Source organism: Cellulomonas sp. C5510 (assembly GCF_019797765.1).
Classification (GTDB): domain Bacteria; phylum Actinomycetota; class Actinomycetes; order Actinomycetales; family Cellulomonadaceae; genus Cellulomonas.
The window spans coordinates 4,031,470-4,040,327 of the sequence record NZ_CP081862.1 but is presented as its reverse complement, the minus strand read 5'-3'; the positions used below and the strand labels follow the sequence as shown (position 1 = coordinate 4,040,327).

The window sequence follows — 8,858 nt, the reverse complement described above, 5'->3', positions numbered from 1 at the left end:
CGCCGGATCCCGGCCGTCCCGGCGGCAGGAGGCCCCCTCAGGTGCGGCGTTGTCCACAGGACCGGACGGCTCTGTCCACGGGGTGGGGACCGGTCGCTGCGGGACGCATCGAACGTCGATGCTAGTGGCCGTGGCAGCCCGGCGGGAGGGGGTGCGTGCCACGGGACGCGGGAGGTGCGGGGTGCCGGCGGTCCCGCGGTTTGACCCTCGTGCGCGGGCGTCGTAACGTTGACCAGCCTTCCTGATGGCTCCTGCTGGCGTGCCCCGACGTCGGCCGCGTCGACGACGTGGGTACCGGAGCAGTCGAGCACGGGCACACCGACCTGGCCGGACGTCCGGCCGATGCACCGAAGTACTTGGAGACCATCGTGAGCAAGCGGACCTTCCAGCCGAACAACCGGCGTCGCGCCAAGACGCACGGCTTCCGTCTGCGCATGCGGACCCGTGCCGGCCGCGCGATCCTCGCCGCCCGTCGGCGCAAGGGTCGCGCCGAGCTGTCGGCCTGACTCCACCGCCGACGCGGTGCTGCCCGCCGCGCACCGGATGCGCCGGTCCGCCGACTTCGCGCGGGCCGTCCGCACCGGAGCACGTGCCGGGCGGAACACGCTCGTGGTGCACCTCGTGACGCGAACCGACCCCGGACCTGGTCCGGCGGTCGGTTTCGTCGTGTCCAAGGGAGTGGGCAACGCCGTCACCCGGAACCGGGTGAAGCGGCGCCTCCGGGCGCTGACGGCGGAGCGGCTCGACGGGCTTCCCGCCGATGCGGACCTCGTGGTCCGGGCGCTCGCGCCGGCCGCAGCCGCCGACTACGCGTCGCTCGGCCACGACCTCGACGGCGCCGTCCGCAGCGCGTCCCGCCGGCTGACAGCACGGACGGGAGAGCCGCGATGACCGCGCCCGCTGCGCCCACACGGCGTCGCCTCGCCCGTGGCCTGCGTGCGGTCGTGCGGGCACCGCGTGGGCTGCTCGTGCTGCTCATCCGCGGCTACCAGCGGTTCCTGTCGCCGCTCACCCCGCCGACCTGCCGGTTCTACCCGTCGTGCTCCGCGTACGCCGTGATCGCCCTCGAGCGGCACGGCGTCCTCAAGGGCACGCGTCTGGCGGTCTGGCGGATCCTGCGCTGCAACCCGTGGAACCCGGGCGGCGTCGACGACGTTCCACCGGCGGGGTCGCACCGTCGACACCCGCACGGCGCGGTCGCCTCCGCGCACTGACCACCTGGAGAGTTCCCCGATGAGCTGGTTCGACGGCCTGCTGTACCCGATCATGGTCGTGGTCGCCTGGATCATGGTCCAGTTCCACTCGTTCTTCGACTGGATCGGGCTCGACCCGGCAGGCGGCGCTGCCTGGGGCCTGTCGATCGTGGGCCTCGTGATCGTGATGCGGATCATCCTGATCCCGCTGTTCTTCAAGCAGATCAAGGCGTCCCGCGGCATGCAGATGCTCGCGCCGGACATGAAGAAGATCCAGGCGAAGTACAAGGGCAAGACCGACCCCGCGTCGCGCGAGGCGATGAGCCGCGAGACGATGGAGCTGTACCGCAAGCACGGCACGAACCCGTTCTCGTCGTGCCTGCCGATCCTGGCCCAGTCGCCGATCTTCTTCGCGCTGTTCCGCGTGCTGAACTCGCTGCCGCAGCTCGCCGCCGGGGACTACCCGCGAGCGAACCTGGGCCCGCTCAACCAGCCTCTGGCCGCGCAGGCGGAGAGCGCGACGATCCTCGGCGCTCCGCTCTCGGCCACCTTCATGAACGCGACGCAGTTCGGCGACGCGGCCACCAACGTGCGGATCGTCACGATCCTGCTGGTCGTCGCGATGTCCGTGACGACGTTCACCACGCAGCGGCAGCTGACGATGAAGAACATGCCGCCGGCGGCGCTCGAGGGCCCGATGGCGCAGCAGCAGAAGCTGCTCATGTACGTGTTCCCGCTGATCTTCGCGTTCTCGGGCGTGAACTTCCCGATCGGTGTCCTCATCTACTGGACCACCACGAACCTGTGGTCGATGGGCCAGCAGTTCTACACGATCCGTCGCATGCCGGCGCCGGGCTCGCAGGCCGAGGCAGCGCTGAAGGCGCGCCGGGCCAAGAGGGCCGCCGCGAAGGGCCTGTCGATCGAGGAGGACGGCGACGTCCTGACCATCGAGGAGCGCCCGGCCGGTGGGCAGCGCCAGCAGCCGGTGCGCAAGGACCGCGCGAAGAAGCGTCCGCCGGCCGGCGGGACCGCGGCTCGCCCGGCGGGTGCGTCGTCGACCGGGACGGGTACCACGTCCGGCGGCACCGCGGCAGGGTCGGCCGGTGCGAAGGGCTCGAGCGAGGGCACCGCGGGCGGAGCCGGCAGCACGCCGGCGGCGAAGAAGAAGCGCACGGGCTCCGGTGGCAAGGGCGGCACGGCCACGGGCGGCAAGGGCTCGCCGTCGACCGGCGCGTCCGGGTCCGCCCGCCCCGACGGCTCGACCGACGACTGAGACCTCGCGCCCCGGCGCGCCCACGTCCCCAGCAAGGAGCTGACATGACGACACCCACCGACGCCCCCGACGAGGCCGGCGCGGGCTCGCGCCTCGAGGAGGAGGGCGAGATCGCCGCCGACTACCTCGAGGAGCTGCTCGACATCGCCGACCTCGACGGCGACATCGACATCGACGTCGACCACGGCCGCGCGGCCGTCGAGATCGTGGCCGAGGAGGGCGGCGAGCGTGCGCTCCGTCGGCTGGTCGGCCAGGACGGCGAGGTGCTCGACGCGCTGCAGGAGCTCACGCGTCTCGCCGTGCAGGCCAAGACGGGTGACCGGAGCCGGCTCATGCTCGACGTCGCCGGCTACCGTGCGGCGCGGAAGGCCGAGCTGGTGACCGTCGCCGAGCGAGCCATCGCAGAGGTGCGGGAGAGCGGCGCCCCGGTGTCGCTCGAGCCGATGAACCCGTTCGAGCGCAAGGTCGTGCACGACGCGGTCGCCGCCGCGGGGCTCACGTCCGACTCGGAGGGCGTCGAGCCGTCGCGGTACGTGGTGGTCAAGCCCGCCGAGTGAGTCGCTCCGGGCGCCTCGTCAGGGGCGTCGGAGTTCGTCAGGAAGCGATGAGAGGCCGGTCCCGTTCGGGGCCGGCCTCTTGTTCGTGCGGGCGGAGGGCTCTGAGGGGCTCTGGGCGATGCACGAACGGGCGGTTCGTGGTGGCTGGATCGTGTCGTCCGGTCTCTTTCTGTCATGGGTTTCGCGGCGAGGGCCCCGGCGGTCGTGCCGGATCGACGGGGCGTGCTCGCTCGGGCCGGACCTGTGGGCGCCGAGGTTCGACTCGCGGGAACGTCGACCACCGCGCCCGGGCTGTGGCGGTCGCCGTGTGGAGTACACCGTCCTGGCGCCTTGCCGGATAGCCGGACCCGGTCCGGGCAGCGGGGTGGTCGGGAGGACGGGCCGCGGTACTCGGGGGGCCAAGGTCGCGCGGGGGTGGCGCGACGGGCTCGGTCCGAGGGTGGTGCCAACGACGGAGGACCCCTGGTAAGGCCGGCTCGATGTAGGTCAGTGGCTGACGGCCTCGGCGGAGGTGCTTCCGGTGCTGCGACGTGTGGCGTCCTGGTGTCTTGGTGACGTGCCGGCGGGTCGCGCGGCCTCGACATGGTGCGGCCGCCGGTGTGGGTCGGCCTGTGGCTCGGTGTCGTGGCGCCGCCAGGCAGGGGAGAGGCTCGCGTGCGGGTGTCGTCGGTGTCGTGTCGGACGACCGCTGCGGTTCCGTCCCGGCGGTCGTGAGGGCGTGCGGGCGTCGAGAAGCTGATGTCCGGGTGCGTGCCTCGCGAGAGGGCCGTCGCCAGCAAGGACCGGGCCAGCGGGAGCGGCCGCGTGCGGTCCGACATCGAGGTCGGAGTGCTCGTGCTCTCGATCGCTCGAGAGCGTGCGCGTGAGGTTACCGCGCGGTGCTCGTTTCACGTGGAACAGGGCGCGCCGCGGCGGCTCCGACGAGCGGGCCGTCGGTCGGCCACGATCGGGCGGTCACCTGCGGAGCCGACGGGCCGTGTTCGGTCCGACTCTCCGGTCGGACACGCGTGGGACGCGTGCACAAGCCCGCGTGGGACCGAGACGTGCTCGGGTGGTCAGCCCGCTCCGCCGATGAGGGCACTGGCCACCCTCCAAGGGGCACGCGGCGCTCTTCGACCGAGGGGGGCATGGTGCCCGGTGATCGGGCTCGGTCCACCGGTAGCCCGAGCGGACAGGGGTGAGGCCGGCGGGCGGCCGAGTGGATGGTGCGGCCGTGCCGCGTCGTCCTCGGGAGGGTGAGCGGTTGCGGGACCAGAGGCGTTCGATCGGGGCACGCACGTTCGGGCGCGAGCCGACCCGAGCGTCGTGGATGCCGGCGCGGCCGTTCCACGTGAAACAGGGGGAAAGGCCTCGGGGGTGGCCAGTTCCGACGTCTCCACGCGAGGGAGATCCTGGTGAACTACCCCGACGACCGGAGGGCTTGATCCGCGGGGTCGATCTGCTCGGCCTCCGCCCAGGCGTCGGCGCCGCTGCCGCCAGGCGAGGCTGCACGTGGAACACGGAGTGTGTTCCATTGGGTCTGGGTCTGGGTCTGGGTCTGGGTCTGGGTCTGGGTCTGGGTCTGGGTCTGGCCAGGGGCGACGGCCGTGTGGGGGCGATGTAGCGGCCTTGCTGGCCGGGCACCGGTCGGCGGCCGGGCGAGAGCACGCGCCGAGACCTCGAGAGCCGCTGCGCCCGAGTGGATTCATGGGGAACGGACGCTGCCGCGGGGTGGTTTCACGTGGAACAGCCGGTCACCGACCTGGTTCCGAACCATCTGCAAGGGGAGAGCCGTTTCTCGTGGCGTCAGACTCGCTCAGGCTTCGGACCACTGCGAGCCAGGCGTGCACGATGCGACCGCCGGTGAGTGCGGTCACGTGAGAGCACATGCGCGGGTACTGCCGGTCTCGTCGGGCAGACGTCGTCAGGCAGGTCCGAGAAGGTTGGGTTTGTCCCGGCACGTCTCTCTGCGGGATCAGGGCGGGAGGCGGGGAGCGCCGATGGTCGATGGGCACGGTCATCGCCGAGCCTGACCTTGATCGGATGGGGAAGCGCTCTCGGCAGGAGGTTCCACGTGAAACGTCCCCGGCGGGGGCGCACCTGCCGAGGCCAGGTCGCACCGATGCCAGGCACAACACGGAGGTCGTCGGGACGACCGTGGGTTCACGTGGAACCGCGCACCCGCGGAGTGGGCCAGCGCGCTCCGTCGCGTGCCTCCATCGCGTGCGGGACGGAACGAGTCGAGCGCGTGGGACAGCACGAGCCTGGCCAGGACGAGCCGGCCGGGATGAACCGGATAGGACGAGCCCGGCCAAGACGGGCCGGCCGGGACGAACCGGCCAGGACGAGCCGGGCGGTAGGAACCGGCCAGGACGAGCCGGGCCAGGACGAGCCGGGCGGTAGGAACCGGACAGGACGAGCCAGGCCAGGACGAGCCCGGCCGGAGCGAGCCCGACTAGAACGAGCGCGGCCGGAGCGGGCGCGGCCGGAGCGGGCCCGGCCGGCGCGAGCGCGGCCAGAACGAGCCCGGCCAGAACGAGACACAGCCGCGTACCGCTCCCGCCGGGGGCTCGGGCGAGAACACGAGGGGACGCGCGTGCAGGACCCCGACCTACCGCCCAGCCGACCGCGCTCGACCCTGACGCGGACGAGGCGCGCGCAGCGGACACGCCCCGCGCTGTCATCGGTGCGACCGGAGGCACCGACCCCGACGTCGTCGAATCGCCACATATCCCACCGCGCGCGGAGTCGCAGTTCCACGTGAAACCACGCCCGCCGCACCGGCCAAGTCCGTTCGGCGCGGTACGGTAGGACGTCCCTGCGCGCCGCGTCGACGGCACCCGCGCAGCCCAACGCGAGACCATCCCCGGGGAGTTCTGTGCGGCCTGTGTCGGCATCGGCGGACGGCGGACGTGCTCCCCGCCACGAAGCACAGATGAGCGCCCCGGCGGAGCCGGATGGTCAGCCCGACCCGCTCGCCGGCGACCCGCGGCTCCCGGTCCTGTTCGGCGAGGGGTGGCCGGCGGTCGAGCGGTTCCATGCGATGCTTCGGGAGGACGGGGTCCTGCGTGGCCTGGTCGGTCCGCGCGAGGTGGCGCGGCTCTGGGAACGGCACCTCGTGAACTCGGCCGCGGCGGTGGCGTTCCTTCCTGAGCGCGGACGCATCGTGGACGTCGGGAGCGGAGCGGGGCTGCCCGGGGTGGTCGTCGCGGCGATGCGGCCGGACGCCGAGGTGATCCTGCTCGAGCCGATGGAGCGCAGGACAGACTGGTTGACGGAGGTCGTCGACCGGGTCGGCCTCTCCAACGTCCGGGTCCTGCGGGGTCGCGCGGAGGACGTCGGCGCTCTCGACGCAGACGCGGTGACCGCCCGCGCAGTCGCCGCCCTCGAGAAGCTGTACGGCTGGACCCTGCCGCTGCTGCGCATCGGTGGCCGGCTGGTCGCGCTCAAGGGCGGCCGCGCCCAGACCGAGGTGGACACGGCCGCGGTGGTGGGGCGCCGACTCGGGGGAGGGGAGGCCGAGGTACAGGTCGCGCCCACCCTGCCGGGCCTGGAGCCGACGACCGTGGTGGTCGTCGAGAAGGTGGGACCGGGCGAGGACGCCGGTGTTTCACGTGGAACGGAGAGCAAGGCGCGGCAGTCGCGCCGCTCGTCGAAGGGACAGCGCCGGTGATGACGGAACCCGGACGGTGGCAGGACGACCCGGAGGAGCGGCGCCGCGCAGCGCTGGTCGAGAGTCTCCCGCCGGCCGACGAGGACACGCCGCTGATGGCCGAGCTCCGGCAGGACGCCCGCCGTCGCATCGAGCTGCGCGGACGGGTGTTCCGCAAGCCCGACCGGACCCGGGTCATCACGGTCGCTAACCAGAAGGGCGGCGTCGGGAAGACGACGACCGCGGTGAACCTCGCCGCCGCGCTCGCCCAGGGCGGTCTCCAGGTCCTGGTCATCGACAACGACCCGCAGGGGAACGCCTCCACGGCGCTCGGCGTCGACCACCACGCCGGGGTGACGTCCGTCTACGACGTGCTCGTCGACGGTGCGCCGCTCGAGACGGCGGTGCACGCGAGCCCCGACGTCCCGCGGCTCTGGTGCGTGCCGGCCACCATCGACCTGTCGGGCGCCGAGATCGAGCTCGTGTCGATGGTGGCGCGGGAGACCCGGCTGCGGTCCGCGCTCTCGGCCTACCTGCAGGCGCGCGAGGAGCGGGGCGAGCCCCGTATCGACTACGTGCTCGTGGACTGCCCGCCCAGTCTGGGCCTGCTCACGGTCAACGCCTTCGTCGTGGCGGACGAGGTGCTGATCCCCATTCAGTGCGAGTACTACGCGCTGGAGGGCCTGAGCCAGCTCCTGAAGTCGATCGAGCTGATCCAGGCGCACCTGAACCCGGGGCTCCACGTCTCGACGATCTTGCTCACGATGTACGACAGCCGGACGAACCTCGCCCAGCAGGTGGCCCAGGAGGTCCGTGAGCACTTCCCGCAGCAGACGCTGCGCACCACCGTCCCGCGCTCGGTGCGTGTCTCCGAGGCGCCGTCCTACGGGCAGACGGTCCTGACATACGATCCGGGCTCGAGCGGTGCGCTCGCCTACCTGGAGGCAGCACGAGAGCTCGCCGAGCGCGGGAGCACCGCGGCCGGGACGAAGGAGGACGCGTGAGCGAGAAGCGACGAGGGCTCGGGCGTGGTCTGGGTGCCCTCATCCCGACAGGTCTGGAGACCCGCAGCACGGACGGCGCGAGCAGGCCGGTCGACGTCTTCTTCCCCGACCGGTCCGCCGAGCGACCCTCGGACGAGGGCAGCAACGCTCTGACCAGCGACGATGCGGCCGACGCGCGCGAGGGTGACGCCGGGACCGGCTCGGCCGGGCCCGTGCGGACGGACCCGGAGCGGGTCGCCGGCCAGGGGTCGACCGCGTCCCCGGGCGGTGCGGACGCAGCCGCGGCCACGGCAGGGTCCTCGGGCCCCGCGCCGCAGGGCGCGTCCGATGACACCGGCGGTCTGCTGCCGGTCCCGGGTGCCTCGTTCGCCGAGCTCCCCGTCGGCGCCATCCGGCCGAACCCGAAGCAGCCGCGCACCGTGTTCGACGAGGACGCCCTCGAGGAGCTCGTCGGGTCGATCCGGGAGATCGGCGTGCTGCAGCCGGTCGTCGTCCGGCCCGTCGGTGACGGCTACGAGCTCATCATGGGGGAGCGGCGCTGGCGTGCGACCCAGGCGGCCGGCCTCGACACCATCCCGGCGATCGTGCGCCGGACGGACGACGAGGACCTGCTGCGAGACGCGCTGCTCGAGAACCTGCACCGCTCGCAGCTCAACCCGCTCGAGGAGGCCGCGGCGTACCAGCAGCTGCTGGACGACTTCGGCTGCACGCACGACGAGCTCGCGCAGCGCATCCACCGCTCGCGCCCGCAGATCTCCAACACCCTGCGCCTGCTGCGGCTGCCCCCGCTGGTGCAGCGGCGTGTGGCCGCGGGTGTGCTGTCGGCGGGCCACGCCCGGGCGCTGCTCGGGCTGGGGGACGGCGCGGCCATCGAGCGGCTCGCGCAGCGCATCGTCGCCGAGGGGCTGTCGGTGCGTGCCGTCGAGGAGATCGTCGCGCTCGGCGGTGACGGAGCGGGCCGCCGTCAGCGCCAGCAGCCGCGTGCCGGCATCCGGAACGAGGCCCTCGACGACCTGGCCGGCCGGCTCTCGGACCGGTTCGAGACCCGCGTGAAGGTGGACCTGGGGAAGCGCCGCGGCCGGCTCACCGTCGAGTTCGCGTCCGTGCAGGACCTGAACCGGATCCTCGCGAGCCTGGCACCGGACGACCCGGGCATCTTCCGCGGCTGAGCCGTGCCACGCGGGCCGGGCGCCCGCTCGG

At 73.0% G+C, this 8,858-nt stretch carries 8 protein-coding genes; all 8 read left to right on the top strand.

Going from position 1 to position 8,858, the window contains the following annotated elements:
* The first annotated feature begins 368 nt into the window (after positions 1 to 368).
* The 8 genes from rpmH (at position 369) to K5O09_RS18385 (ending at position 8,827) form a co-directional block, all read left to right on the top strand.
* A complete protein-coding gene (gene rpmH, locus K5O09_RS18420) occupies positions 369 to 506 on the top strand; it encodes a 50S ribosomal protein L34 (RefSeq protein WP_010849920.1) in 138 nt (45 codons plus the stop codon).
* A gap of 37 nt (positions 507 to 543) precedes the next feature.
* Positions 544 to 891 (top strand): ribonuclease P protein component, encoded by a 348-nt coding sequence (gene rnpA / locus K5O09_RS18415; RefSeq protein ID WP_370635586.1) that lies wholly within the window; start codon positions 544 to 546, stop codon positions 889 to 891.
* On the top strand, positions 888 to 1,214 hold the full coding sequence (yidD, locus tag K5O09_RS18410) for a membrane protein insertion efficiency factor YidD (protein WP_222170883.1): 327 nt from the start codon (positions 888 to 890) through the stop codon (positions 1,212 to 1,214). The genes rnpA and yidD overlap by 4 nt, the downstream gene beginning before the upstream one ends.
* A gap of 19 nt (positions 1,215 to 1,233) precedes the next feature.
* Positions 1,234 to 2,466, top strand: coding sequence for a membrane protein insertase YidC (yidC, locus tag K5O09_RS18405; protein ID WP_222170882.1), 1,233 nt, complete (start codon positions 1,234 to 1,236; stop codon positions 2,464 to 2,466).
* Positions 2,467 to 2,510: 44 nt separating this feature from the next.
* Positions 2,511 to 3,023, top strand: a complete 513-nt coding sequence (locus tag K5O09_RS18400) for a R3H domain-containing nucleic acid-binding protein (protein WP_222170881.1) — start codon at positions 2,511 to 2,513, stop codon at positions 3,021 to 3,023.
* Between the two features lie 2,914 nt (positions 3,024 to 5,937).
* On the top strand, positions 5,938 to 6,675 hold the full coding sequence (gene rsmG / locus K5O09_RS18395; protein ID WP_222170880.1) for a 16S rRNA (guanine(527)-N(7))-methyltransferase RsmG: 738 nt from the start codon (positions 5,938 to 5,940) through the stop codon (positions 6,673 to 6,675).
* A complete protein-coding gene (locus tag K5O09_RS18390) occupies positions 6,675 to 7,658 on the top strand; it encodes a ParA family protein (RefSeq protein WP_222170879.1) in 984 nt (327 codons plus the stop codon). Before rsmG ends, K5O09_RS18390 begins: the two co-directional genes overlap by 1 nt.
* Positions 7,655 to 8,827, top strand: a complete 1,173-nt coding sequence (locus K5O09_RS18385) for a ParB/RepB/Spo0J family partition protein (RefSeq protein WP_222170878.1) — start codon at positions 7,655 to 7,657, stop codon at positions 8,825 to 8,827. Before K5O09_RS18390 ends, K5O09_RS18385 begins: the two co-directional genes overlap by 4 nt.
* Positions 8,828 to 8,858 lie beyond the last annotated feature (31 nt).

What these genes read in the sequence shown, in the direction of transcription:
- yidC (WP_222170882.1), top strand. Translation starts at nt 1,234, where the DNA reads ATGAGCTGGTTCGACGGCCTGCTGTACCCGATCATGGTCGTGGTCGCC.
- K5O09_RS18400 (WP_222170881.1), top strand. Translation starts at nt 2,511, where the DNA reads ATGACGACACCCACCGACGCCCCCGACGAGGCCGGCGCGGGCTCGCGC.
- rnpA (WP_370635586.1), top strand. Translation starts at nt 544, where the DNA reads ATGCGCCGGTCCGCCGACTTCGCGCGGGCCGTCCGCACCGGAGCACGT.
- rsmG (WP_222170880.1), top strand. Translation starts at nt 5,938, where the DNA reads ATGAGCGCCCCGGCGGAGCCGGATGGTCAGCCCGACCCGCTCGCCGGC.
- K5O09_RS18390 (WP_222170879.1), top strand. Translation starts at nt 6,675, where the DNA reads ATGACGGAACCCGGACGGTGGCAGGACGACCCGGAGGAGCGGCGCCGC.
- yidD (WP_222170883.1), top strand. Translation starts at nt 888, where the DNA reads ATGACCGCGCCCGCTGCGCCCACACGGCGTCGCCTCGCCCGTGGCCTG.